This window comes from Lysobacter sp. S4-A87 (genome assembly GCF_022637455.1).
Classification (GTDB): domain Bacteria; phylum Pseudomonadota; class Gammaproteobacteria; order Xanthomonadales; family Xanthomonadaceae; genus Lysobacter_J.
In genome coordinates this window covers 2880081-2904915 of sequence record NZ_CP093341.1, presented here as the reverse complement: position 1 = coordinate 2904915, position 24835 = coordinate 2880081, and the positions used below count along the sequence as shown (strand labels likewise).

Here is a 24835-nt window from a genome sequence, read left to right as displayed (position 1 = left end):
GGCGTGTGGGGCATGCCCACGCTGCCGGTGCGGCGGTCAACGAGACGTGACGCCTTGGTGCGCCCTTGCGCTCAGTTGGCGGCGACGACGCCGGCTTCGATCGCCGAACGGTCGGCGTGGTAGGACGAGCGCACCAGCGGACCGGACGCGACGTGGGTGAAACCCAGCGCCATGCCGTAGACCTCGAGCTCCTTGAACTCTTCCGGCGTCCAGTAGCGCAGCACCGGATGGTGGTGGGGGCTGGGCTGCAGGTACTGGCCGATGGTGATCATGTCGACGTCATGCGCGCGCAGGTCGCGCAGGGTCGCCTGCACCTGTTCCATCGTTTCGCCCAGGCCGAGCATGATGCCGCTCTTGGTGGCGACGTTCGGGTGCTGCGCCTTGAACTTCTGCAGCAGGGTCAGCGACCACTGGTAGTCGGCGCCCGGGCGGACATTGCGGTACAGGTCCGGCACCGTCTCGACGTTGTGGTTGAACACGTCCGGCGGGTTGCTGGCGAGGATCTCCAGCGCGCGCTCCATGCGGCCCTTGCCGCGGAAGTCGGGCGTGAGCACCTCGATGCGGGTCTTCGGGCTGTGCTCGCGGATGGCGGCGATGCAGTCGACGAAGTGCTGGGCACCGCCGTCGCGCAGGTCATCGCGGTCGACGCTGGTGACCACGACGTACTTCAGGCCCATGTCGGCGACGGTGGTGGCCAGGCTCAGCGGCTCGCCGGCATCGGGCGGCTTGGGCCGGCCGTGGGCGACGTCGCAGAAGCTGCAGCGGCGGGTGCAGACCTCGCCGAGGATCATGAAGGTCGCGGTGCCGTGGCTGAAGCACTCGTGGATGTTGGGGCAGCTGGCTTCCTCGCACACCGTGACCAGGCGGTTCTCGCGCAGCTTGGCCTTGAGCTGCTGCACCGAGTTGCCCGACGGGATGCGCACGCGGATCCACGACGGCTTGCGCAGCACCGGCGCATCGGCGAACTGCACCGGCGAGCGCGCGATCTTGTCGCCGGCCACCTGCTTCACACCTGGCTGGAGCGCGCCTGCCTGGAGCGCGCCCGGCTGCAGGGCCTCGGGCGCGGCATTGCCGCTGACCATGGCGAGCGGGATGGACTTGGCGGTGGATTCGGTCATGGCGGGGAGCGTTCTCTGCGGTGTTTGCCCCCTCTCCGCTGGCGGGAAAGGGAGTTCAAAGCGGCGGCGGGGGAGCCTGTTCGACCTGGAGACCGAACTGGCGGGCGACATGCCCGATCAGCACCGGCTTGACCGCATCCAGCCCCGAAGGGCCGCCCAAGTCTAGCATCGAGGTCACCTGCAGCCCCTGGTAGCCGCACGGATTGATCCGCGCGAACGGCTCCAGGTCCATGGCGATGTTGAAGGCCAGGCCGTGGAAGGTGCAGCCGCGGCGCACGCGGATGCCGAGCGCGCCGATCTTGGCCCCGTTCACGTACACCCCGGGCGCGCCCTCGCGGCGTTCGGCGTGGATGTTCCAGTCAGCCAGCGTGTCGATCATCGACTGCTCGATGCGGTGGACGTATTCCTTGACGCCGACCTTGAGCCGTTTCAGGTCCAGCAGCGCGTACAGGACGATCTGCCCGGGGCCGTGGTAGGTCACCTGGCCGCCACGATCGACGTGCAGCACCGGGATGTCGCCGGGGAACAGGACGTGCTCGTCCTTGCCGGCCTGGCCCAGAGTAAAGACCGGGTCGTGCTCGACCAGCCACAGCTCGTCGGGCGTGTCGGCGGTGCGTTCGTCGGTGAAGGCCTGCATGGCCCGCCAGACCGGCTCGTAGGCCTGCCTGCCAAGATCGCGAACCCTGGCCGAAGACATGGCCCCCTCCCCTTCAAGGGGAGGGCCGGGGAGGGGATGGGTTCCAGCGCCGGCAGCGTCCACGACAGCTACAGCGTCCACTTCACTTCCGGATGCTCCCGCAGCACCGCATGCGCCAGGTCGTACTGCTCGCGGCTGTCGGCTCGGAAACTGATCCGCACCGAGACGTAGCGGCCGTTGCTCGAGTGCTTCCAGCTCACGGACTCGCTGACGACTTCGATGCCGGCATCCAGCAACAACGTCGGCAGCACCGTCTCCAGGTCCTTCTCGGCTGCGCCCATGGCGCTGAGCTCGAAGGTGCCGGGGAACTGGAAGCCGTGGTCGGGGTTGTCGGATTTGATTTCCATGGGCCGATTATGGGTCCGGGGGTGGGCGAACCCAAGACTTCGCGCGCAACACAGAAGACCAGTAGCCCGGGTAAGGCCGCAGGCCGCACCCGGGGGCCGTGGGCGGCCATGCCCCGGGTGCGCTGCGCTTACCCGGGCTACGTCCGTCCGGAAACGAAGAAGCCGGCTTTCGCCGGCTTCCCGTTGCTGCAGTCAGGTGCAGATCTCTGTCAGGCGCGGATCACTCCGACTCCCACCACATCCACAACTCGTCCCACAGGCGCTTGAAGAAGCCGCCCTGCTCGACCGCGTTGATCGCCACCAGCGGGCGCTGCGAGACGATCTTGCCATCCAGCATCACCTTCACGGTGCCGATCTTCTGGCCCTTGGCGATCGGCGCGACCAGGGTCTTGGGCACGTCCATCATCGGCTTGAGCTGGTTGTACTTGCCGCGCGGCACGGTCACCAGCAGCGGCTCGGCGACGCCGAGCTGGACTTCGTCGGCGGCGCCCTTCCACACCTTCTGCTTGGCGATCTGCTTGCCGACGTCGTAGAGCTTGTGCGTCTCGAAGAAGCGGAAGCCCCAGTTCAACAGCGCCTGCGAATCGACGGCGCGCTGGTTCTCGCTGCTCGAACCCATCACCACCGAGATCAGGCGCTGGTCGCCGCGCATCGCCGAGGCCATCAGGCAGTAACCGGCGCCGGAGTGGTGGCCGGTCTTGATGCCGTCGACCGACGGATCGCGCCACAGCAGCAGGTTGCGGTTGGGCTGGGTGATCGGGCCGACCGTGAATTCCTTGATCTTGTTGTACGAGTACGCAACCGGGTAGTCGTGGATCAGGGCGCGGCCAAGCAGGGCCAGGTCGTGCGCGGTCGAGTAATGCCCTTCCGCCGACAGGCCGTGCGGATTGACGAAGTGCGAACCCTTCATGCCGATGCGCGCGGCGTACTGGTTCATCAGTGCGGCGAAGGCGTCGGTGGAACCGGCGACGTGTTCTGCCAGGGCGATCGCGGCATCGTTGCCGGACTGCACCACCATGCCCTTTTCCATCTGCACCAGCGGCGCGGTCTTGTTGACCTCGAAACCGGAGTAACTGCCGTCGGTGCCGGCGCCGCCGGTGCGCCAGGCGTTCTCGCTCATCATCACCTGGTCGGTGTCCTTGACCTTGCCGGCGGCGAGCTCGGCGGCGATGACATAGCTGGTCATCACCTTGGTGATGCTGGCCGGCTCGACCCGCTGGTCGTAGTTCTCGCCGGCCAGGATGTTGCCGCTGGCGGCATCCATCAGCACCCACGCGCTGGCAGTGATCTGCGGCGGCGGCGGGACCGGCAGCGAGTCGCTGGCGGCCGGCAGCGCAGGGGCGGCCGGCTGCGGCGTCGGCGCCTGGGCGATGGCGAGGCCGGTCACCAGCGTGGTGACCGCGGCCAGGGCGGCGGCTCTGGCAAGAGCGGGTACTTTCATTGTCTCAACTGCTCCGGAGGCCGGCGACGTGCCGGCCCGTTCTTTGGGGTGTGTGGTTCTGAGGGATGGAATTCTAGTCGCGGACGCGCTGCGGCTGGCCGAATCCAAGACCTGCGATGCGGGCCGCAAGTTCCGGGGCCTGCGCGGCCTGCAACGGGCCCACGCGCAGGCGCCAGATGGTCTGGCCGTTGGCGCTGGCATCGCTGATCTGGGCGGTGTCGATGCCGGCCTGGCGCAGCGTCGTCAGCGCGCGGTCGGCATTGGCACGGGCGGTGAAACTGGCCACCTGCAGGACCACGCCATCGGCGGCGCTGGCGGTCGGTACTGGCGTCGCAGTCACGGTCGATGCGGGCGCCGCCGGCAGCGGCGCGGTCGCGACACCGGTCGCCGCGGCAACTGCGCCGGCGGCCACCATCGATGTCGGCTTGCCGGTGGCGATGCGCACGCCCGGGGGCAGCTCGCCGGCGCGGGCGCTGGCAACCGGCATCGCCGCGATCAGGCGGTCGATCGGCGTCGGCGTGGGTGCGGGACTGGCGGGATTCGCAGGCTTGGCCGGCGCAGAAGCGCGCACCGGCCGATCATCGTCGCCGGGCGCCAGCGCGCGCACTTCCACGCGTCCGGTGCCGCGCGCGGTGATGCCGAGCTTGACCGCCGCGGCGTAGCTCAGGTCGATGACGCGACCGTCGTGGAACGGGCCGCGATCGTTGACCCGGACCACCACCGACTTGCCGTTGTCGAGGTTGGTGACGCGGGCGAAGCTCGGCAGCGGCAACGTTTTGTGCGCGGCGGTGAAGGCGTACATGTCGTACACCTCCAGGTTGGAGGTGCGGCGGCCGTGGAACTTCTGGCCGTAATAGGACGCCGTGCCCTTCTCGACGTAACCCCTGGGGTCGTCGAGCACGCGGTATTTCTTGCCGAGCACCGAGTAGCTGGCGCGATTGCCGACCGGCGAGCGCGGCTCGTTGGTGACCTCGGGTTCGGGAATGGAGTCGACATCCGGCACGTGGTCGGGCGTGCTGTCGGACACACCCGGCTTGTACAGACCGCCGGCGGTGTAGTTGCCGCGCGTGCGCGGATCTTCCTGCGCCGGCGCGTACGGTGACTTCTTCTTGCCCTTCCCGTCCGGCAGCTGGCTGTGCTGGACGCCGCCCTTGTCGGGGATGCCGGCGGGCTGGGAAACGGATTTCTTCGGCGCACTGGCGCAGGCGACCAGCCCCAACGCCATCGCGGCGATGAGGGTTGAACGAACAAGGCTGCAATGCATGGCCGTGGACCTCATGTCGAGGGCGGTGTGGCAACGACGGCGGTGGCGGCGGCGGGTTCGTTGGCGCGGCCGGCGATGGCCTCGCTGAGCTGGTACACCGCCATCGCGTAGTGCTTGGAGATGTTGTAGCGGGTGATGGCGTAGTAGTTGCGGAAGCCGAACCAGTACTCCGGGCCGTCGACACCGTCGAGCTTGACCACCGTGGCGGTCTGGCCGGACGGGACCGTCGTCAGCGGACGGAAGCCACGCTGGGCGAGGTCCGCCATCGAATACACCGGGTCGAGGTTTTCCGGCTCGATGGCCTTGGCATCGGCGGCAGCGTTGGCGCGCACCGTGACCGGACCGCCGCGCACCCATCCGCCCTTCTTGGCGAAGTAGTTGGCGATGGAGGCGAAGACATCGTCGAGGTTGTTGAACAGGTCGCGCTTGCCGTCACCGTTGCCGTCGACGGCGTACTCGCGGTAGCTCGACGGCATGAACTGGCCCCAGCCCATGGCGCCAGCGTAGCTGCCGGTGAGCGTGGTGATGTCCAGGCCGGTTTCCTTGCCCAGCGCGAACAGCTGGCCCAGCTCACCGCGGAAGAACGCCTCGCGGCGGTTCTCGCGATCGGCCTTGGCCGGGTCGCCGGTACGCGGATAGGCGAAGGCCAGGGTGTACAGGGCATCGACCACCGGATAGCTGCCGGTGTTCTTGCCGAAATTGGTTTCCACGCCAATGATCGAAACGATCACTTCCGCCGGGACGCCGTACTGCGCCTGGGCGCGATCGAGTTCGGCCCGGTGCTCGGCGAGGAAGGCGCGGCCTCCGTCGATGCGCGCCTGGGTGATGAAGATCGGCCGGTAGTCGCGCCACGGCTTGGCTTCGGCCGGCTTGGACATCGCGGCGATGATGCTGTCGCGGATCTCGGCGCGGTCCAGGACCGACTCGATGTAGGCCGGGTCGATGCCGTACTGGGCGGCGGTATCGCGCACGAAGGCGGCACGCGCCTCCGGCAGCGCCTTGCGCACGTGCGGCTCGGGCAACGCAGGCGTGCCCGGGACCGAGGTGGCCGGGGCAGCAGGTTTGGCGGGAGTTTGTTGGGGGGCTGGCGCCGAAGCTTGAGTGGCGCAGCCGGCCAACGCGAACAGGAGCGCGCTGATCACGGCGCTACGGAGAGTGTGGCGTCGGGTCATCGCCGCGAGGGTAGCACGCGGTCAAGGACGCCAAAACCGTGTGTTCAGGGTTGGCTGAACTGGTAGTCAGGTTGGGGTTGCTGAATGGGAGGAGGGCTCAGGCGCCCCCTCTCCCGTCCCTTCCGGCCGCCGCAGGCGGTCAAGGCGAGGGGCAGACGCTCAGCGCGCGTACACCGGCCGATGCGCCCGCACCGCCATCACCACGCCCAGGCCCGCCAGCAGCGACACCGCCGACGTACCGCCATAGCTCAGCAGCGGCATCGGCACGCCGACCACCGGCAACATGCCCGAGATCATGCCGCCGTTGACGATCACATAGACGCACAGCGCCAGGCCGAGGGCGCCGGCGATCAGGCGCGAATAGCCGTCGCGCGCTTCCGCGGCGATCCACAGGCAGCGGCCGATCACGAACAGGTACAGCGACAGCACCGTGGCCACGCCGATCCAGCCGAACTCCTCGCTGAGCACGGCGAAGATGAAGTCGGTGGTGTGCTCGGGCAGGTAGTTCAGGTGCGACTGCGAGCCCTGCCCCCAACCCTTGCCGGTGAGGCCGCCGGCACCGATGGCGATCTTCGACTGGATGATGTTCCAGCCGGTGCCGAGCGGATCGGACTCGGGATTGAGGAAGGTCAGGATGCGGTTCTGCTGGTACGGGCGCAGCAGCCAGAACCACGCCACCGGCGCGATCGCGGCGACGGCGCCGAAGGCCATGCCGAACCACCACCACGGCAGGCCGGCCAGGTACAGCGCGAACGCGCCGCTGACGGCGACCAGCATCGCCGTGCCGAAGTCCGGCTGCAGCAGGATCAGGCCGGTCGGCACCGCGATCAGCACGCCGGCGATCAGCACGGTGCGGAACCGCGGCGGCAGCGACTGCCGGTCGAGGTACCAGGCCACCATCATCGGCAGGCTCAGCTTGAGCAGCTCGGCCGGTTGCACGTACACCACGCCCAGGTTGATCCAGTGGCGACCGTGCTTGCCGGTGCCGATCAGCAGGACCAGCACCAGCGGTATCAGTGACAGACCGAACACCAGGGGCGTCCAGTTGCGCAGCTGGTTGGGCGGAATGCGCGACAGCGCCCACATGATGCCGAGGCCGGCGACGAAGAAGGCGCCCTGGCGCACGACCAGGCCCACGGCGTGGTCGGCAGCGCTGTAGAGCACGGCCAGGCCGATCACCATCAGCGCCAGCAGGGCGCCGAGCAGCGGCAGGTCGAGCGTGCGCATGAAGCGCACGATCAGGTCGAACAGCCAGCGCAGGATCTGTCTCATCGGATCGGACCTGCGTCCCGGGTGCTCTTGGCGTTTGCGGAGGTGGAAGCTGGCGGCACCGCGACCTGCACCGCGCCCGCAGGCGCGACGGCTGCCGGCGGCGCTGCTGCCGTCGCGCCGACGACTTCCGCCGGCAGCGCGGCCACCGGCTGCGGCGGACGCACGTACTTCGGGTCGCTCGGCACCGGCTCGGGCATCTTGCCCAGCAGCCAGGCATCGAAGATCTTGCGCGCGATCGGCGCGGCGGTGCTGCCGCCGAAACCGCCGTGCTCGACAGAGATCGCCACGACGATCGTCGGGTTGTCGGCCGGCGCGTAGCCGACGAACAGCGCCTGGTGGCGCAGGTTGTACGGCAACGAATGCGGGTCGAAGCTGATGTTGCCCTTGCGGCTGATCTTCTGCGCGGTGCCGGTCTTGCCGGCCATCAGATACGGCGCACCGACGGCCATGGCGCGGCCGGTGCCACCCGGGCCCATGGTCGCCATCATCCCTTCCTGCACCGCGCGCAGGTTGCTGGCGTTGTCGGTGATGCGCGGCGGCGTCGGCTGCTGCAGGGGCGTCCACGGCGCCAGATAACCGTCGCGACGATCCGCCACCAGGTGCGGACGGACCAGGTTGCCGCCATTGGCGATGGCCGCGGTGCCGCGCGCCAGCTGCAGCACGGTCGCGACCCAGTAACCCTGGCCGATGCCGGCGTTGACGGTTTCGCCGGCGTACCACGGTTCCTTGCTGCGCGTGCGCTTCCAGTCCGGCGACGGCACCACGCCGGACTTCTCGCCGAGCAGGTCGATACCGGTCGGTTCGCCGAATCCATACTTGCGCATGTACTGGTCGAAGCGCTCGATGCCCATGTCGTAGGCGAGCTTGTAGTAGTAGAAGTTCACCGACGCGGCGATCGATTTGCGCAGGTCGGTCCAGCCGGCGCCACCGTGGGCGTCGCGCCAGCCGCGGCGCTGGCCGGGGATGTAGAACGTGCCGGTCGAGAACACCTTGTCTTCCGGGCGGCGCAGACCGCTGTCGAGGCCTGCCAGCGCGATCAGCGGCTTCACCGTCGAACCCGGCGGGCCGCCGCCGAGCACGTTGCGGTTGAACATCGGCCGCGACGGGTTGTCCATCAGCGAGCGGTAGTCGACGTTGGAGATGCCGTTGACGAACAGGTTGGGGTCGTAGCCGGGCAGGCTGACCATGCCCAGCACTTCGCCGGTGCGCGGGTCCAGCGCCACGGCCGAACCGTCCATGTCGCCGAAAGCGGTGACCATGGCCTGTTGCAGGTCCATGTCGACGCTCAGGCGCAGGTCGGCGCCGGGCGTGGCCGGGACGTGGCCGACCTGGCGCATCGGCCGGCCGTCGACGTTGGTCTCGATCTGCTCGTAGCCGACCTTGCCGCGCAGCGCTTCCTCGTAATAGCGCTCCAGGCCGGTCTTGCCGATGTGGGTCAGCGCTGCGCCGCCCTCGCCGAGCGCCTTGAGGTCGTCGGCGTCGATGCGCGCCACGTAGCCGATCACGTGCGAGAACAGGTCGCCATAGGGGTAGCGACGATTGAGGTACGACACCAGGTCGATGCCCGGATAGCGCCAGCGGTCGACGGCGAAGCGCGCGGCCTCTTCCTCGGTGACGCGCAGCTTCAGGGTGATCGGCTTGAAACCCCGGGTGGCGCGGCGCTCGTCTTCGAAGCGGGCGATGTCCTCGGGGGTCAGTGCGATGACCTTGGCCAGCTCCGGCAGCCAGGTCTCGGTCTTGCCGGCCTCGAACGGCGTCACTTCGATGCGGTACGCCGGCACGTTGTCGGCCAGCACCCGGCCCTTGCGGTCCAGGATCAGCCCGCGCCCCGGCACCACCGGCCGCAGCTTGATGCGGTTGGCTTCCGAACGCGTGGCGTAATCGGCGTGCTGCCAGACCTGCAGGCGGAAGTACCACAGCCCGAGCCCGGCCAGCGCCAGCAACACGCAGGTGAAGGCGATCGCGGAGCGCAGACGGAACTGGTTGGCTTCGGCTGCGGCGTTCTTGAGGACGCGACGACGCGGACCCATCGTCAACGCCCCCGCCAGCGGCCCAGTCGCAGCGAGTCCAGGCCCACGAACAGCAGCGGCCACAGCAGCATGCCCGCCAGCGGCGCCAGCCAGAACGAGGCCGGCAGCGTCGGCTCGCCCACTGCTATATGGATCGCGGCGGTGACGATGCGGTCGTTGAGCAGCAGGCCGCCGATGGCCAGGGCCTGTTGCGACATCGGGAAGAAGCGCAGGCGCGCGCGGAAGCGCTGCAGGATGTACGCCATCACCACCAGCCGCAGCGCCTGCTCGCCGAACAGGCTGCCGTAGACCAGGTCACCGGCCAGGCCGACGAGGAAAGCGACGCCCAGGCCGATATGGTCGGGGTCTTCGATCACCCAATAGGCCAGCACCAGCGCCAGCCAGTACGGGCGCAACGGCTGCAGCGTCGGCGGCAGCGGCAGCAGGCCCAGGAACAGCGCCATGACCAGGCTCAGCGGCAGCACCCATTGCGGACGGACGCGGGTCATCGGCGCGGCTCCGTCGGGGCGGGTTGCGGTTTTGGCGGCGTGGTCGCTGCCGGTGCAATCGGTTTGGCCGCCGCCGCCGGCGGTATCGCCGTTGCGCCGGGCTTCTGCGCGGGTGCCGTCGTCGGCACGGCGGCAGTGCCCTGCCCGATCGCGATGGCGGCACTGGCCGGCGCGGTCGTGGCATTGAACGCGGTCGCGCCGGGCAGCGGGCTCGGCTGGCTAAGCAGCACCAGCACTTCGCGGCCGCGGTCGAGCTGCGCGGCGGGAGTGACTTCACCGATCAGGAAGGCGCGGCTGTCGTCGGGACGCAGCGAGGCGATGGTGCCGACCGGGAACCCCGGCGCGAAACGCCCGCCCAGGCCCGAGGTCACCAGCACGTCGCCGACCTTGATGTCGCTCGAAAGCGGCACGCTCGGCACGCGCAGCAGGTCGCTGCGGCCCTCGCCGTAGACCACCAGGCGCACGCCGTTGCGCGCCACCGCCACCGGGACGGCATGCGAGGGATCGGTCAGCAGCAGCACGTTGGCGTACATCGGCGTAACCGCAATGATCTGCCCAAGCAGGCCGCCTGCGTCGATCACGCTCTGTCCGACCTGGACGCCGTCGCGGGTACCGGCATCGAGAACGAGGCGCTGGCGGGTCGGATCCAAGTCGATGTCGAGCACCGGCGACAGCACCACGTCCAGCTTGCCTCGATCGGCGGCGTCGAGCAGGCCGCGCAAGCGTGCATTGTCGGCCGCCAGCGTCTGCAGGCGCGCCATCCGTGCCTGGTTCAGCATCAGATCGTTGCGCAGGCGACGGTTTTCGGAGGTCAGCCGGGTCAGCGTGCCGGCATCGTCGCTGATGCGTTCGACCATGCGCCCCGGCCAGCCGGCGACCATCCACAGCGGCTGCACCATCAGCGTGACCTGGCGCCGCGCCTGGCTCAGCCAGCCGCCGCGGTGGTCGAGCATGATCAGCATCACCGACAGCGCCAGGTAAGCCAGCAGCTTCAACGTACCGGCGACATCACCCGTGCGGGCAGCGGTGGGAGGACCGGCGTAGGAAGGCACAGGAGGGCAGGGTCGGCAGAGTGGGAATGGGAGGGTGGAGCACTGTTTTACCCGTTTCCCGCATGCCCCTGGGCGAGAATCGGTCAAGAAACCTGAAATTCACGAAACCGGATATGGACGGGCCGGATGCTGCGCCAATGGCTGCCATCCGGCCTCGTTTACTTCCCCATGCGCACCGCGCTTACTCCGGCGCGAAGAACTCGTTGCCGTGCATGTCCACCAGTTCCAGCGCGCGGCCGCCACCGCGGGCGACGCAGGTCAGCGGGTCGTCGGCGACCTGCACGTGCAGGCCCGTCTCCTCGCTGATCAGGCGGTCCAGGTCGCGCAGCAGGGCGCCACCGCCGGTCAGGACGATGCCGCGCTCGGCGACGTCGGCGCACAGTTCCGGCGGGGTCTGCTCCAGCGCCAGCTTGATCGCCGAGACGATGCCGGCCAGCGGCTCGCGCAGCGCCTCAAGGACCTCGTTGGAGTTGATCGTGATCATCTTCGGCACGCCCTCGGCGAGGTTGCGGCCGGAGACCTCGATCGAGGCCGCCTTGGTCTGCGGGTAGGCGCAGCCGATCTCGATCTTGATGCGCTCGGAGGTGGCCTCGCCGATCAGGGTGCCGTAGGTGCGGCGCACGTAGCTGATGATCGACTCGTCGAAACGGTCGCCGCCGATGCGGACCGAGGCCGAGTAGACGATGCCGTTCAGGGCGATGACTGCGACTTCGGTGGTGCCGCCGCCGATGTCGACGACCATCGAGCCGCGCGCCTCGGTGACCGGCATGCCGGCGCCGATCGCGGCCGCCATGGGCTCTTCGATCAGGTAGACCTCACGGGCACCGGCCTCTTCGGCCGATTCCTTGATGGCGCGGCGCTCGACCTGGGTCGAGCCGCAGGGCACGCACACCAGCACGCGCGGGCTCGGCCGCAGGAAGCGCGACTTGTGCACCTTGCGGATGAAATGCTTGAGCATTTCCTCGGTGTAGGTGAAGTCGGCGATGACGCCGTCCTTCATCGGGCGGATCGTGGTGATGTGCCCCGGGGTGCGCCCGAGCATCATCTTGGCCTCGCTGCCGACCGCCGCGACGGTGCGGTTGCCGCCGCAGGCGGTCCTGGCGGACGGCGACCACCGATGGTTCGTTCAGGACGATTCCCTGGCCGCGGACATAGATGAGGGTGTTGGCCGTGCCCAGGTCGATGGACAGGTCGTTGGAAAACATGCCGCGAAACTTCTTGAACATCGAGGGATAGGCCGTCAAATGTGGGCGCGAGGGGTTCGCTAGCCTAGCAACCGCCCCCCCTGCGAGCAAGGAAAAAACCTGCAATTCCCGGCACTTCGTGCCGCCGGTGGTCACCCCGGGGGTCGCGGCCGGAATCCGGGCCCGGGATGCGGTCAGGCGCGTCGCCCGGATCGGTCGGACGGCCCGGCTGGACAGATCGGCTGGCACGGGTTGCTGGCCGTCCCGGTCCCCAGCGGCTACCCTAGCGCCCGCGCGGCGCTCCGGCCGCTATTTTCTTTTTGGGGTATCGACGATGTCTGCGCTGATCTGCGGCTCTCTGGCCTACGACACCATCATGGTGTTTCCCGACCAGTTCAAGAACCACATCCTGCCGGACAAGGTCCACATCCTGAACGTGTCGTTCCTGGTGCCGCGCATGCGCCGCGAGTTCGGCGGCTGCGCCGGCAACATCGCCTACAACCTCAAGCTGCTCGGCGGCGACCCGATCCCGATGGCCACCGTCGGCCAGGACTTCGGTCCGTACCGCGAGCACTTCGAGCAGCAGGGAATCAACCTGTCGCAGGTGAAGGAGATCGAGGAGCTGTTCACGCCGCAGGCCTTCATCACCACCGACCACGACAACAACCAGATCACCGCCTTCCATCCGGGCGCGATGATGCGCAGCTACGAAAACCACGTGCGCGACGTGAAGGGCGTGAGCTTCGGCATCGTCAGCCCCGACGGCCGCGAAGGCATGCTGCAGAACGCCACCGAGTTCGCCGAGCTGGGCATTCCCTTCATCTTCGATCCGGGCCAGGCGATGCCGCTGTTCAACGGCGAAGAGCTGCGCCACTTCATCGAGCAGGCCGACTACGTCACCGTCAACGACTACGAGTCCAACCTGCTGCAGGAACGCACCGGCTGGAGCGAGAACGACATCGTCAAGCGCGTCAAGGCGTACATCACCACGCGCGGTCCGCACGGTTCGCAGATCCACACGCCGGAGAAGACCTTCGACATCCCGCCGGCGCACGAGCGCCGCGTCACCGATCCGACCGGCTGCGGCGATGCATTCCGCGCCGGCCTGATCTTCGGCATCGAGAAGGGCTACGACTGGCTCACCATCGGCCGCATGGGCAACCTGATGGGCGCGCTCAAGGTCGAGCATCCGGGCACGCAGAACCAGCGCTTCGACTACGACGAGTTCAACGAACAGTTCAAGCAGCAGTTCGGCTACTCGCTCTGATCCTTGCCCTCCCCTGCACGCAGGGGAGGAAGCAACTCACATCATGTGCGCCAGCCACAGCAGCTCGGGCGCCGCCAGGCGCTCGAACTCCTTGTAGGTCATCCGCACCACTTCGGTGTGGTTGCCGGCGTTGAACGCGATCTCGTCCTGGTGCGCCAGGCGCGAGTCGACATACACCGGCATGCCGTAGAGATGGCCGAATGGCGGCATCGCGCCGGGCTCGCAGTCGGGGAACGCACCGCGGAACTCGGTTTCCTCGGCGAGCTCGACCATCGCACCGCCCAGGGCCAGGCCCAGGCGATACAGATCGGCGCGGTAGGTCGACGGCATCACCACCATCGCCAGTCGCCCGTCGGCCTTGATCATCACCGTCTTGGCGAAATGCACCGGCTCGATGTGTGCGATCGATGCGGTGTCGTGCGCGGTGATCGTGCGCGGGTGGTTGAGCGTGGTGTAGGGCGCATGCCCCTGGTCGAGCAGATTGTGCAGGCGTGGTGAGAGCATGGCGGCCTCCGCCTGGCTCGGCTGCGCTCCAGTCACGGCCGTGCCGCTGGGTGGACCGGCGCGCGCATCCGGCAGCGCGCCGCAATGGCAGGGCTCAGACCCCGCTCAGGCCGAGCTTACTCCCGGCGTGCAAAGGCGGCGTGGTGATGCCATTAACCGCGACCCGCCCTGGCGACGGCTCAGTTCCACTTCGGCAGCCTTGACGGGTCCAGGCCGCCGACTTCGAACACCGCCGTGCGCGTTCCGCCGGCCTTGACCGGGAACTCGATCGCGATCGTCCTGGCCGCCTTCACCGTCTTCCACAGCGCGCGCTCGTCCTCGATGAACATCGCGATCGCCTGGTCGGTCTTCGGCCGGCTCGCGGCCACCGGCCTGGGCGCGGCGTCGCCGATCTTCAGCTTGACCTTGCAGCCGCCGTAACAGTCGAAGTCGCCGGCTTCCAGCACCAGGTAGCTGCTGCGGCCCCAATCGGGATGGTCGCGGAAGATCAGCTGCACCGGCCGCGCGCCGCTGCCATCGGTGTCGACGTAGTCCTTGGCGTAGATCGACGCCGACAACTGCTCGCCACCCTTCACCGGCTGCGTCTGGTAGGTCCACAGCGCCGCCACGCGACGTTGCTCGCGCGCCTTCTCCGCCTTGTCCTTGACCTGCTTGTGGCGCTCCTCGATGCGTGCCGCGGCGGCACTGGCCGGGTACTTGGCCATCAGCACGTCGCCGTGCGCACGCGCCAGTTCCCAGTTCTGCTTGCCGTACTCGGCCTCGAAGGCGTCGGCCATGGCATCGGCCTCCTGCTCGCGTGCAGCGGCCTGCTGCGCCTCCACCGCTTTGGGATCCTGCGCCGGCCCGCACGCGGCCAGTGCCAGGGTCGCGGCGATGATCACTGCACCGCCCAGTCTGCTCATACCGCGTTCGTTCATTGCGTCCGTCCTCGTTCGATCAGCGTCTCGATCGCCTGCGCGACCTTTTCCGGTTGTTCCACCAGCGACATGTGGCCGCAGCCATCGAGCAGCACGCGACTGGCCTGTGGAATCTGCCGCGCATACAACTCCAGCGCACTGGGATCGATCACCGCATCCTGGCGGCACCACAGCAGCAGCGCCGGCTGGCGGATCGCGGCAGCGGCCTTGCCCGGCAGGAAGCTCTCGTCGCTGCGGCCGATGCGCGCGAGCACCTGCTGCTCGAATTGCGCGTCGCCGCGGCGCTGGTTGATGTAGATGCGGCTGGCCGGCCACGGCGCCCACGGTCGTGCCCTGGCATCGTGGAACACGGTATCGAGGTAGCGCTGCAGCGATGCCTCGTCCTCTACCGCGAATGGATTCTTGCCGGCCAGCACCTGCTCGCCGAAGCGGTTGTCGGCGAAGCGCACGCCGGCGGCGTCGATCAGGCCCACGCGCGCGACCTCGCGCGGATGGCGCGCGGCGGTGACCGCAGCGATGCCGCCCCCCATCGAATGACCGAGCAGCACCACGCCGCGCGGATCGGCGGCCACCTGCTTGATGAAATGGTCGACCCGCTCGGCCTGCGCGGCAAAGCCATAGTCGCGGCCGCCGATGCGCTGGCTCTCGCCCCAGCCCGGCAGGTCCGGAACCAGCAGGCGATAGCGTCCGCGCAGGCGTTGCGCGACGGGGTACCAGTTTTCCTTGCTGCCGGTGAAGCCGTGCAGCATCACCACCGTCGGCGCGCCTCGCGGGGCATCGTCGCTGTAGGCGTAGACCCAGAGGTGATCGTCGACGCGGACACTCTCGCGCGACAGGCCCGCGGCCATGCGCTGGCGGGCGAAGTCCGCGCGTATCACCGAATAAGGATCGCGCCAGAGCACCATCGCGGCGACCAGCAGCAGCATCAGCGGGATGGCGATCGCCAGGAGCCTGAGACTGCGATGGGTCACGGCGGATTCCTTGGTGAGGTGGGAGGGGTGTCGCGCCACCCCTCGCCAGCCCTCCCCTGCGCGCAGGGGAGGGAGCCGTGCGTTACTGCTTCGCCGTCGCCTGCTGTGCCTTGGCGATCGCGGCCTCCACCGACTCGGTGGTGATCGGGTGGTAGCCCGGGCGCGCCTTGGCGAAGGTGTCCTGCGCCAGTTTCAGGCCTGCCGGCGTTTTCACCAGCTCGTTGTAGGTCGGCATGATCAGCTTGCGACGGCCGATCCGCTCCAGGAACGCGGCGATGGCGTCATTGGCCTGCGTGTAGCCGCTGCGCACGGCGAGCGGATACCAGCGCTGGGCGATCTCGCCATTCGGCGTGCCGGTGAAGCGGTAGGCGCCGTCGAGCGCGGCCAGCTGTTCGGGCGTGAGCGTCTGCGGCATGCCGTCGATGAAGTGCACCCACTCCTGCGTGCTCCACTTCGCGGTCGCGTCCTTGGCCGGCAGCGTGCCGGCGTCGAGCCAGGCCTTGCGCGCGGCATCGACCGCATCGAAGCGCGGCGACACCGTCTTCGGCGCATCGGCCGGCACGCCCGGCTGGTAGATCCACTCGTCCAGCTCGGCTTCGCTGACCTTGCCCGGGTACTTGGCGAGCAGGTTGGCCTTGGCGTACTCGATGAACGTGGTGGTCGGGATGCTCTGGAAGGCGAAATGGTCGAAGTAGCCCTTCAGGAACGGATCGAACGCCTCGCGACCGTAACGCTCCTCGAGGAACTGCAGGAACCAGGCGCCCTTGGTGTACACGGTCGAACTGCTGGAATCGTCCGGGTTGGACACCGTGCCCGGCCGCTGTGCCAGCACCTGCAGCTTCGGATCGATTTCCTTGTACTCGGCGGCGAGCTCGTTGCGCGAGATCACCTTCTCCATGTCGGCCGCTTCCTTGCCGTACAGGTCCTCGACGATGCGGTTCTCGACGTAGCTGGTGAAGCCTTCGTTGAGCCAGCTGTCCTTGGGCGTGGAGAACGTCACCAGGTTGCCCGACCAGCTGTGCGCCAGTTCGTGCGCGACCAGCGACACCAGCGACTTGTCGCCGACGATCACGGTCGGCGTGGCGAAGGTCATGCGCGGGTTTTCCATGCCGCCGTACGGGAACGACGGCGGCAGCACGAGGATGTCGTAACGCTCCCAGCGGTACGGGCCGTACAGGCGCTCGGCCGTCTGCATCATCTTCTCGGTGTCGTCGAACTCCTTGGCCGCCTTGCCCACCATCGCCGGTTCCGCCCAGACGCCGGCGCGGCCGCTGATCGGCTTGAACACGAGGTCGCCGGCGGCGATCGCCAGCAGGTACGACGGGATCTTCTGCGGCATGGCGAAGGTGTAGTCGCCGTCACGCACCGCCTTGGGATCGTTATCGGCGCTCATCAGCACCATCGCGTCCTTGGGCGAGGTCACGTGCGCGGTGTAGGTGAAGCGCACCTGCGGCGTGTCCTGCAGCGGCACCCACGAACGCGCGTGGATCTGCTGCGACTGGCTGAACATGAAGGGCGTCTTCTTGCCTTCGGTCATCGCCGGCGTCAGCCACTGCAGGCCCGACGCGTCGGGCGAGGTGTGGTAGGTCACGCGGATGCGCTTGTTGCGCGCCGGTGCGTCGATGACGAGCTTGTTGCCGAGGATCTTGTCCTTGTCGCCGACCTTCCAGGTCAGGTCGTCCCACTTGCCGTCGGCGCGCTCGCCGACGATCTTCTCCACGGTGATGTCGCGCGAATCCAGCACCAGCTGGGTCGCCTTCGGATCGGTCCAGTCCAGCGTGTAGGTCGCGCTGCCGCCGAGTTCCTTCTTGTCGAAGTCGACGTTGAGCATCAGGGCGAGGTCGTTGATGCGGACCTTGGACGGCTGCGCGTAGGAGAACTCGTCGACGACGGCGGCGGACTTCTGGTCGGCAGCGGCCATGGTGGCGGCCTCCTTCGAAGCGGTGTCGGCCGGCGACGCGGCTTCGCGCGAGCAACCGGCGGCAAGGGCGGCAACGAGGCAGAGCGAAAGGATCGAATAACGCATGTGGGCCCACAACGGACAGGGTGAGCGGTCGAGTTTAGCGCCTCGCCGGACCGCGGGCATCGGCCATCGCGGCCCCGGCCCGCGGACCGCGTGTGCAGGCGCAACAGTGCTTCCCGTGGGACCGGGCTGTGGCGGGACGCGGGCCTGACTAGGCTGGCCGTCTCCCCCATGAACCGTGACCGCTGCCATGAATCGACACGACACCATCGCCTGGGCGCTGCTGCTGGGCGCCGGACTGCTCGAAGTGGTCTGGGCGATCGCGCTGAAACAGAGCGCGGGCTTCAGCCGCATGGTGCCGAGCGTCGTCGGCATCGTCGCTGCGGTGGTCAGCTTCGCCATGCTGGCGATGGCGCTGAAATGGCTGCCGGTCGGCACCGCCTACGCGGTCTGGGTAGGCATCGGCACGGTCGGCGTGGCGTTGGCCGGGATCGTCGCGTTCGGTGACGGTGTCACGGCGGCAAGGCTCGGGTGCCTGGTGCTGATCGTGGCGGGAGTGGTGGGCCTGAAGCTGGTGGAGTGAGGCCCGGCTTCTTTCGTAGCCCGGGTAAGCGAAGCGCACCCGGGGATCGGTGCGTGCAAACCCCGGGTGCGCTTCGCTTACCCGGGCTACGCCCGACCTGACCGGTGAAACTAGACCTTGTAACCGGTGTGGATCGCGACGATCCCGCCCGACAGGTTGCGATAGTCGCAGCGCGCGAACCCCGCTTCCTGCATCATCGCCTTCAACTCGTCCTGCGGCGGATGCTTGCGGATGCTCTCGGCCAGGTACTGGTAACTGTCGGAATCGTTCGCGAACAGCTTGCCCAGCTGCGGCAGCACCTTGAACGAGTGGAAGTCGTAGATCGGCTTGAACCAGTCGGCCTTCACTTCCGAGAACTCCAGCACGCGCGCCTGCCCGCCGACCTTCAGCACGCGATGCATCTCGCGCAGCGCCGCGTCCTTGTCGGTGACGTTGCGCAGGCCGAAGGCGATCGTCACCAGGTCGAAGCTGGCGTCCGGGAACGGCAGCTTCTCGGCGTTCATCTGCACGTACTCGAAGCCGGCGACCTTGCCCATGTCGGTCATGCGGTCGCGGCCGACGCGCAGCATCTCGCCGTTGATGTCGCCCAGCACGATGCTGCCGGCGTCGCCGACGCGGTCGCGCAGCAGCAGGGCGATGTCGCCCGTGCCGCCCGCCAGGTCGAGGACGCGGTCGCCGCGCTTGACCTGGGCGGTGCCGACGAAATAGCGCTTCCACACGCGGTGCACGCCCAGCGACATAAGGTCGTTCATCAGGTCGTACTTGCCGGCGACCGAAGAGAAGACCTGGCCGACCAGCTTCTGCTTCTCGCCGGTGGGAACGTCGCGAAAGCCGAAGTGCGTGGTGCCGGTCTTGTCGCCGGGCTTGTCGGAGCTTGACTGGTTCATCTGGCGATTATCGCATCAACGTGCAATTCCCGGGCCCGACTCCAGGCCCGGCCCCGAGGAGCCTCGCTGCAATGAGCCAGGTCGCACCCCGCCAATGGCTGCCGCACGAACGGCCGCTGTTTCCGGGCTCGCCCTCGACCCCGCACCACCCGACCTGGCTGCGCTGGGCGTTCGGGCTGACCGGCGCGCTGGTGGCGATCACCGGCAGCCTCGGCAATGCCATGGTCACCACCAACCTGCTGCAGCTGCAGGGGTCGCTGGGCGTGTCCGCGGTCGAGATCGCCTGGCTGCCGGCCGCCTACGTGATGACCAACGTCTCGGCCAACCTCATCCTGATCAAGTTCCGCCAACAGTTCGGCCTGCGCCTGTTCACCGAAATCAGCCTGGTGCTGTATGCGCTGGTGACCTTCGGCCATCTGTTCGTGCACGGCCTGGGCTCGGCGATCGCGGTGCGCGCCGCCCACGGCATCGTAGGCGCGGCGCTGACCTCGCTGGGCGTGTTCTACATGATCCAGGCCCTGCCGGCGCAACACCGCCTGCGCGCGCTGGCCATCGGCATCGGCGTGAGCCAGATCGGTGCGCCGATCGCGCGGGTGATCTCCCCCGACCTGCTCGAGTTCGGGGAGTGGCGCGGCCTGTACCTGTTCGAACTGGGCCTGGCTTTGCTGTCGCTGGGCGCGGTGCTGTTGCTGCGGCTGCCGCCGGGCGATCGTTACAAGGCCTTCGAGCGGCTCGATGCGCTGTCCATCACCCTGCTGTCGATCGGCATGGCCCTGCTCTGCGCCGTGTTGTCGCTGGGCCGGATCGTCTGGTGGCGGGAGGCGCCCTGGATCGGCTGGTGCCTGGCCGGTTCGATCGTGCTGGTGGTCGCGGGGGTGGCGGTGGAGCACTTCCGCAGCAATCCGCTGATCAACACCCGCTGGCTCAGCAGCGGCCTGATGCTGCGCCTGGGCATCGCGATCATCCTGCTGCGCATGGCCCTGTCGGAGCAAAGCGTCGGGGCGGTGGGATTCCTGCAGGCGATGGGCCTCAACAACGAACAGATGCGCGGCCTCTTCGCGGTGGTGCTGCTGGGCTGCGTCATCGGCATCGCCACCAGTGCGATGACGGTCAGGCCGGTGCTGACCCGCGTGCCGGCGCTGATCGCGCTGAGCTGCATCCTCGTCGGCGCGCTGATGGATGCCTATTCCAACAACCTCACGCGGCCGCCGCAGTTGCTGGTCAGCCAGTTCCTGATCGGCTTCGGCAGTACGTTCTTCCTCGCTCCGGCGCTGATCGCCGGCGTCGGCAGCGTGATCGCGCAGCCGCGCAACCTGATCAGCTTCTTCGTGATGTTCAGCATCACCCAGAACGTCGGGGCGCTGTTCGGCTCGGCGTTCCTGGGAACGTTCCAGGTGATCCGCGAGAAGTACCACTCCAGCCAGCTCGTCGAGCCCCTGACCCTGCTCGACCCGCTGGTGGCGGCGCGCATCCAGGCCGGCGCCAGCGGCTACGGGCAGGCGGTCACCGACCCGGTGCTGCGCAACGCACAGGGGCTGCGGCAACTTGCGGCCACGGCTTCACGCGAAGCCAATGTGCTTGCCTATAACGATGTGTACTTCGCCATCGCCGCCATCGCCGTGATGACCATGATCTGGCTCACCATCGTCGCCACCCGGGCGCGCCTGCAGGCCCGGCGCGAACGACGGATGGCCGCCCACGCCACCGCGGCATCGACGCCATGAGCACGCCGACCCCCACTCCGCCCACGGCACCACCGCAACCGGCACCCGCAGCACCCCCGTCGCCGCCGCCACGCCCGCTGTGGCAGATCGCGATCTTCGCCGCGGTCGCGATTGGCGGGGCGCTGGTGGTGCTGTACGCATGGCACCTGCCGCCATTCCGCACGCCCGTCCAGAGCACCGAGAACGCCTACGTCCGCGGCCAGGTCACGGTGATCAGCCCGCAGGTCAGCGGCTATGTCACCCAGGTGCCGGTTCGCGATTTCCAGCACGTGCGCAAGGGCCAGCTGCTGGTGCAGATCGACGACCGCCTGTACCGGCAGCAGGTCGACCAGGCCAGGGCGCAGCTGCAGGCGGCGCGCGCCAATCTCGCCAACTGGACCCAGCAATTGCGCAGCGCCGAGGCGAACGTCGCGCAGACCCGTGCCACGGTCGCCAGCAACAACGCCCTGCACGTGCGCACCGCGGCGACGCTGCGCCGAACCGACAGCCTGGCCGGCCAGCAATTGCTGTCGGCGCAGGACCTCGACAACGCCTATGCCGCCAACGCCCAGGCCGTGGCCGGACTGAACCAGTCGCGCGCGGCCGTCGAAGCGGCCGAGCAGAGCGTGCGCAGCGTCAGCGTCAACCGCGACGCACTCGAGGCCGCGGTGGCCGGCGCCGAGGCCGCGGTCAAGCTGGCCCAGATCAACCTCGACCACACGCACATCGAAGCGCCGCGCGACGGCCAGCTCGGCCAGGTCACGGTGCGCGAAGGCGCCTACGTCACCAACGGCACGCAGTTGATGGCGCTGGTACCGGGCACGTTGTGGGTGGTGGCGAACTACAAGGAAACGCAGATGCAGGACATGCGCATCGGCCAGCCGGCGCACTTCAGTGTCGATGCACTGGGCGGCGAGCGCCTGGCCGGACGCGTGCAGGAGATCTCGCCCGCCGCCGGTTCCGAGTTCAGCGTGCTGCCGGCCGACAACGCCACCGGCAACTTCGTCAAGATCGCCCAGCGCATCCCGGTCAAGGTGTCGATCGATGGCGGGCAGGAGGCGGCCGCGCGGCTCCGCCCCGGCATGTCGGTGGTGGTCGAGATCGACACGTCCGCCAAAGGCGACGAACGCCGCTGAGATTGCTCGCGGCCACTGGCATCATGGCGGCATGAGCGTGCCCCATTGAGCGTGCCCCATTGAGCATGACCCCATCGATCCACTGGCAGCCGCGGCACTTCCGCGAGCTCGACATCGACACGCTTTATGCGCTGCTCAAGCTGCGCTCGGAAGTGTTCGTGGTCGAACAGAACTGCGTCTACCTCGACCCCGACGGCAAGGACCGGCATCCGCAGACCATTCACCTGATCGGCATTGCCGACAACGGTGACCTCGCCGCATACCTGCGCATCCTGCCGGCGGGACTGAGCTACCCGCAGGTCAGTTTCGGGCGGGTGCTGACCGCGCCGGCGTACCGTGGCCGCGGTCTCGGGGATCCTATGCTGCGCGCGGCACTGGAACAGATCGAGGCACGCTGGCCCGGCGCCGACATCCAGATCGGCGCGCAGGAACACCTGCAGGGTTATTACGGCAGGCACGGCTTCGTGCCCTCGTCGGAACCGTATCTGGACGACGGCGTGCCGCACATCGACATGCTGCGGCTCGCGCGCAGCTAGGACGTCCGACGGGCCATCGCCGGCTGCCACCGTGGTGGACTCATCAGCACCAGTGCGCCGGCGAGCAGCAGCAGGTCCTTGAGCAGGAACTGGCCGGTGCCAGCCACGAACGGGAAGCCCAGGTCCGGCTGCCACCCCGGCAGGGTGACCAGGAAGGTGTTCGTCAGCAGATACGTGGCCGCCGCCATGGCCAGACCCCAGCGCGCGATGCGCGGCTGCCAGGGCCACAGCAGGATCAGCGCCGCAGTCGCAAGTTCGATCGCGCCGATGACATTGGATGCGCCCTGCACGTCGAAGAATCGGTATAGCCACGAGAACAGCGGGCTCGAGCGCATCAGGCCCTCGACACCCTCGGCCTCGATCAGGGTGAACTTCATCAGGCCGATCCACGTCAGCACGACGAGTTGCCCCAGCCACAGCCCGACCCGGGCAGTGCGCAGTCCACCGGCACTGCCGAACTGGCGCGCGAAGATGCCCAGGCCCAGGGCGGCGATGCCAACGTGCTTGAGCAGGGTCTGGCCGCTGCCAATGACCGGGAAGCCGTCGTACGGCGCGGCATGCACCCAGGCACTGGCACCCGACAGCGGCAGCAGGCCGATCCCCCAGATCACCATCGCCACCAGTCCCGCCCACATCCGCCAGCGGCACGCCGGTGCCACCAGCAGCACCAGGCCGGTCAGCAGTTCGATCCCACCGGCGGCACAGGCCAGCACCGGCACCCACGCCTCCGGCACGCCGCCAGGAAACGCCGCCAGTTGCCTGGCCATCGCCTCGATGCCGAACGGCATCAAGCGCATGGCGCCGAACCAGACCATGATCAGGCCGAGCAGGCGGGCGGCGAATGCCCAGACCCTGTCGCCGATGTTGTCGATGGGGTGTCGCATTCGCTGCTCCTGGACGGGATATCCACCCAACAGAGGCCGTCACGGCGCGAAAGGATTCGCCCCGGCACGGCTATCGACGCGGCCAGCGGTTCTGGGCAGACTGCGGCGAACAGCACAGGTGCCCGCATGATCGCCACGCCGGACTACCGCGCACTGCTCGCCACCGCCGTCGCCGAAGCCCGCCAGGGGCTGGTCGAAGGCGGCATCCCGATCGGCGCGGCGCTGTACCACCGCGACGGCAGCCTGCTCGGCTGCGGCCACAACCGCCGCATCCAGGAAGGCGATCCGTCGGTGCACGGCGAAACCGATGCCTTCCGCAAGGCCGGCCGTCAGCGCCGCTACCGCGACACGATCATGGTCACCACGCTGGCGCCGTGCTGGTACTGCAGCGGGCTGGTGCGCCAGTTCAACATCGGCACGGTGGTGGTCGGCGAATCGGTCAACTTCCGCGGCGGCATCGACTGGCTGCGCGAGAACGGCGTCGAAGTCATCGACCTCAACGACAGCGAGTGCATCGACATGCTCGGCGACTACATCGCCGCGCATCCGGACGTGTGGAACGAGGACATCGGCGAGGACTGAAGGGCCGCTTCAACGCTTGCCGCAGTCGCGGCATCCAACCCGGTGCGCGGATGCACGAGCCACTCGTGACTTCTGCCCGATGCCCCCACCGCCGCCTTCGCGCAGGATGCCGCCCATGTCCGCCCACGAGTACGAGACCCGCCACGACGCCGGGGACACGCTGCGCACGCATCGCCACCACGGCGCCTATGCGGCGCTGGTGCTGGACGGGAGCTACGTGGAAGCCAGCGCCGACGGCCCGGTCGAATGCACTCCGGGCACGCTGGTGCTGCATCCGCGCTGGCACGCCCACGGCAACCGCTTCGGCCACAACGGCGCCAAGGTGATCAACCTCGAACTGGGCGACGACTTCCCGGTCGGTGCCGGCGGCCTGGCTTTGCGGGTGCTGCGCGTGGCGGACCTGGGCGAGGCAAGCGCAGTGTTCGCGCGCGCGCATCATCGTCTCGATGACCTGCTGCGGGCCTGCGTGCCGGCGGACGCCCCTGCCCTGCACGACTGGCAGCCGGCATTCCTGCACGCGCTGACCCATGGCGACCTGCCCGTTTCGGTGCTGGCGCGCCGCGCCGGGGTTTCCCTGGCCCATGCCTCGCGCAGCTTCGTGCGTTCGCACGGCATGCCGCCGCAGCTGCTGCGGCGTGAACTGCGTTGCCGCCAGGCGCTGGCGATGCTCGGCGGCGACACAGCCCTGGCCGAGGTCGCCGCGGCCAGCGGCTTCAGCGACCAGAGCCACCTGAACCGGACGCTGCGGCTGGCCACCGGCGCGACGCCGACGCAACTGCGGCGCCAGATCAAATGCGTTCAAGACCGGTCGGCCGCCCTTCGACTGCAATAGGGACG

General features: G+C 68.5%; 23 protein-coding genes and 1 pseudogene. 7 read left to right on the top strand and 17 right to left on the bottom strand.

Going from position 1 to position 24835, the window contains the following annotated elements; genetic code table 11:
- Positions 1-71 precede the first annotated feature (71 nt).
- The 11 genes and pseudogenes from lipA to MNR01_RS12975 all read right to left on the bottom strand — a co-directional run bounded on the left by lipA (position 72) and on the right by MNR01_RS12975 (position 12107).
- The gene (gene lipA / locus MNR01_RS13025) at positions 72-1118 is read right to left on the bottom strand and encodes a lipoyl synthase (protein WP_241918200.1); all 1047 of its coding nucleotides are present in this window, start codon (positions 1116-1118) and stop codon (positions 72-74) included.
- Between the two features lie 55 nt (positions 1119-1173).
- On the bottom strand, positions 1174-1815 hold the full coding sequence (gene lipB, locus MNR01_RS13020; RefSeq protein WP_241918199.1) for a lipoyl(octanoyl) transferase LipB: 642 nt from the start codon (positions 1813-1815) through the stop codon (positions 1174-1176).
- Between the two features lie 68 nt (positions 1816-1883).
- On the bottom strand, positions 1884-2162 hold the full coding sequence (locus tag MNR01_RS13015) for a DUF493 family protein (RefSeq protein WP_241918198.1): 279 nt from the start codon (positions 2160-2162) through the stop codon (positions 1884-1886).
- 220 nt (positions 2163-2382) lie between these two features.
- Positions 2383-3603: a D-alanyl-D-alanine carboxypeptidase family protein gene (locus MNR01_RS13010; protein WP_241918197.1), complete on the bottom strand. Its 1221-nt coding sequence runs from the start codon at positions 3601-3603 to the stop codon at positions 2383-2385.
- Between the two features lie 73 nt (positions 3604-3676).
- A complete protein-coding gene (locus MNR01_RS13005; RefSeq protein WP_241918196.1) occupies positions 3677-4867 on the bottom strand; it encodes a septal ring lytic transglycosylase RlpA family protein in 1191 nt (396 codons plus the stop codon).
- A gap of 11 nt (positions 4868-4878) precedes the next feature.
- Entirely contained in the window at positions 4879-5985 is a 1107-nt protein-coding gene (mltB, locus tag MNR01_RS13000) for a lytic murein transglycosylase B (protein ID WP_241920622.1), read from the bottom strand.
- A 213-nt stretch (positions 5986-6198) separates the two neighbouring features.
- Positions 6199-7311: a rod shape-determining protein RodA gene (gene rodA, locus MNR01_RS12995; protein WP_241918195.1), complete on the bottom strand. Its 1113-nt coding sequence runs from the start codon at positions 7309-7311 to the stop codon at positions 6199-6201.
- Complete coding sequence (mrdA, locus tag MNR01_RS12990; protein WP_241918194.1) at positions 7308-9341, bottom strand: penicillin-binding protein 2; 2034 nt, start codon at positions 9339-9341, stop codon at positions 7308-7310. The genes rodA and mrdA overlap by 4 nt, the downstream gene beginning before the upstream one ends.
- Before the next feature lie 2 nt (positions 9342-9343).
- On the bottom strand, positions 9344-9829 hold the full coding sequence (gene mreD, locus MNR01_RS12985; protein ID WP_241918193.1) for a rod shape-determining protein MreD: 486 nt from the start codon (positions 9827-9829) through the stop codon (positions 9344-9346).
- Positions 9826-10824, bottom strand: a complete 999-nt coding sequence (gene mreC / locus MNR01_RS12980; RefSeq protein WP_241918192.1) for a rod shape-determining protein MreC — start codon at positions 10822-10824, stop codon at positions 9826-9828. The genes mreD and mreC overlap by 4 nt, the downstream gene beginning before the upstream one ends.
- Before the next feature lie 238 nt (positions 10825-11062).
- A pseudogene (locus MNR01_RS12975) lies at positions 11063-12107 on the bottom strand (rod shape-determining protein).
- Between the two features lie 292 nt (positions 12108-12399).
- On the opposite strand from MNR01_RS12975, the gene MNR01_RS12970 reads away from it, so the two are divergent.
- Positions 12400-13332, top strand: a complete 933-nt coding sequence (locus MNR01_RS12970) for a carbohydrate kinase family protein (protein ID WP_200607328.1) — start codon at positions 12400-12402, stop codon at positions 13330-13332.
- A gap of 36 nt (positions 13333-13368) precedes the next feature.
- Here MNR01_RS12970 and MNR01_RS12965 read toward each other — a convergent pair whose 3' ends face one another.
- The 4 genes from MNR01_RS12965 to MNR01_RS12950 all read right to left on the bottom strand — a co-directional run bounded on the left by MNR01_RS12965 (position 13369) and on the right by MNR01_RS12950 (position 17750).
- Positions 13369-13836, bottom strand: a complete 468-nt coding sequence (locus MNR01_RS12965; protein WP_241918191.1) for a YbaK/EbsC family protein — start codon at positions 13834-13836, stop codon at positions 13369-13371.
- A gap of 179 nt (positions 13837-14015) precedes the next feature.
- Positions 14016-14738, bottom strand: coding sequence for a hypothetical protein (locus tag MNR01_RS12960; protein WP_241920621.1), 723 nt, complete (start codon positions 14736-14738; stop codon positions 14016-14018).
- Between the two features lie 11 nt (positions 14739-14749).
- Entirely contained in the window at positions 14750-15724 is a 975-nt protein-coding gene (locus tag MNR01_RS12955; RefSeq protein WP_241918190.1) for an alpha/beta hydrolase, read from the bottom strand.
- A gap of 82 nt (positions 15725-15806) precedes the next feature.
- Positions 15807-17750 carry a M1 family metallopeptidase gene (locus MNR01_RS12950; protein ID WP_241918189.1) on the bottom strand — a complete coding sequence of 648 codons (1944 nt, stop codon included), beginning with the start codon at positions 17748-17750 and terminating at the stop codon, positions 15807-15809.
- 205 nt (positions 17751-17955) lie between these two features.
- Between MNR01_RS12950 and MNR01_RS12945 the strand changes: the two genes are divergently transcribed.
- Complete coding sequence (locus MNR01_RS12945; protein WP_241920620.1) at positions 17956-18270, top strand: multidrug efflux SMR transporter; 315 nt, start codon at positions 17956-17958, stop codon at positions 18268-18270.
- A gap of 110 nt (positions 18271-18380) precedes the next feature.
- Here MNR01_RS12945 and ubiE read toward each other — a convergent pair whose 3' ends face one another.
- Positions 18381-19157 (bottom strand): bifunctional demethylmenaquinone methyltransferase/2-methoxy-6-polyprenyl-1,4-benzoquinol methylase UbiE, encoded by a 777-nt coding sequence (gene ubiE / locus MNR01_RS12940; RefSeq protein WP_241918188.1) that lies wholly within the window; start codon positions 19155-19157, stop codon positions 18381-18383.
- Between the two features lie 71 nt (positions 19158-19228).
- Here ubiE and MNR01_RS12935 point away from each other — a divergent pair, with 71 nt between their 5' ends.
- From MNR01_RS12935 to MNR01_RS12925, 3 genes are all read left to right on the top strand, one after another.
- Positions 19229-20881, top strand: coding sequence for an MFS transporter (locus MNR01_RS12935; protein WP_345779011.1), 1653 nt, complete (start codon positions 19229-19231; stop codon positions 20879-20881).
- On the top strand, positions 20878-21996 hold the full coding sequence (locus MNR01_RS12930; RefSeq protein WP_241918187.1) for an HlyD family secretion protein: 1119 nt from the start codon (positions 20878-20880) through the stop codon (positions 21994-21996). Before MNR01_RS12935 ends, MNR01_RS12930 begins: the two co-directional genes overlap by 4 nt.
- Before the next feature lie 65 nt (positions 21997-22061).
- On the top strand, positions 22062-22532 hold the full coding sequence (locus MNR01_RS12925) for a GNAT family N-acetyltransferase (protein WP_241918186.1): 471 nt from the start codon (positions 22062-22064) through the stop codon (positions 22530-22532).
- Here the strand turns inward: MNR01_RS12925 and MNR01_RS12920 are convergent.
- Positions 22529-23416: a DUF417 family protein gene (locus MNR01_RS12920; protein ID WP_241918185.1), complete on the bottom strand. Its 888-nt coding sequence runs from the start codon at positions 23414-23416 to the stop codon at positions 22529-22531. The genes MNR01_RS12925 and MNR01_RS12920 overlap by 4 nt on opposite strands.
- Before the next feature lie 126 nt (positions 23417-23542).
- On the opposite strand from MNR01_RS12920, the gene MNR01_RS12915 reads away from it, so the two are divergent.
- Positions 23543-23998: a nucleoside deaminase gene (locus tag MNR01_RS12915; RefSeq protein ID WP_241918184.1), complete on the top strand. Its 456-nt coding sequence runs from the start codon at positions 23543-23545 to the stop codon at positions 23996-23998.
- 115 nt (positions 23999-24113) lie between these two features.
- Positions 24114-24830 carry a helix-turn-helix domain-containing protein gene (locus MNR01_RS12910; RefSeq protein WP_241918183.1) on the top strand — a complete coding sequence of 239 codons (717 nt, stop codon included), beginning with the start codon at positions 24114-24116 and terminating at the stop codon, positions 24828-24830.
- Positions 24831-24835 lie beyond the last annotated feature (5 nt).